The following is a 450-nucleotide window of genomic DNA, read 5'->3' as shown; positions in this document are numbered from 1 at the left end:
CGTAAAGTTGCATTGATTACCGGTGCCGCCAGCGGCATCGGCCAGGCCCTCGCGGTGGCGTACGCCCGCAGCGGCGTGGCGGTGGTGGGTGGGTATTACCCGGCCGATCCCCATGACCCGCATCACACGGTTGCGCTGGTGGAAGAGGCGGGCGGTGAATGCCTGATGTTGCCGCTGGACGTGGGCGATACAACCTCTGTGGATAACCTGGCGGCGCAGGCGGTCCAGCACTTCGGTCGCCTCGATTACGCGGTGGCCAACGCCGGTTTGTTACGCCGTGCGCCACTGCTGGAGATGACCGACGAGCTGTGGAACGAGATGCTCAACGTCGACCTGACCGGGGTGATGCGCACCTTCCGGGCGGCAACCCGGCACATGCATGAAGGCGGTGCGCTGGTGGCGATTTCGTCGATTGCCGGTGGCGTGTATGGCTGGCAGGAGCACGCGCAC

1 protein-coding gene is annotated in these 450 nt (G+C 65.8%); it reads left to right on the top strand.

The genetic code is table 11. The features are described 5' to 3' along the window. Positions 1-450 (top strand): SDR family NAD(P)-dependent oxidoreductase (locus tag HX846_RS37890; protein ID WP_256740504.1); only part of this gene is annotated, 450 nt, incomplete at both ends.

Origin of the sequence: Pseudomonas sp. K5002 (genome assembly GCF_013386655.1) — a bacterium.
In the GTDB taxonomy this organism is placed as follows: domain Bacteria; phylum Pseudomonadota; class Gammaproteobacteria; order Pseudomonadales; family Pseudomonadaceae; genus Aquipseudomonas.
The sequence above is the reverse complement of the archived record's forward strand: the minus strand, read 5'-3'. Positions and strand labels throughout refer to the sequence as shown.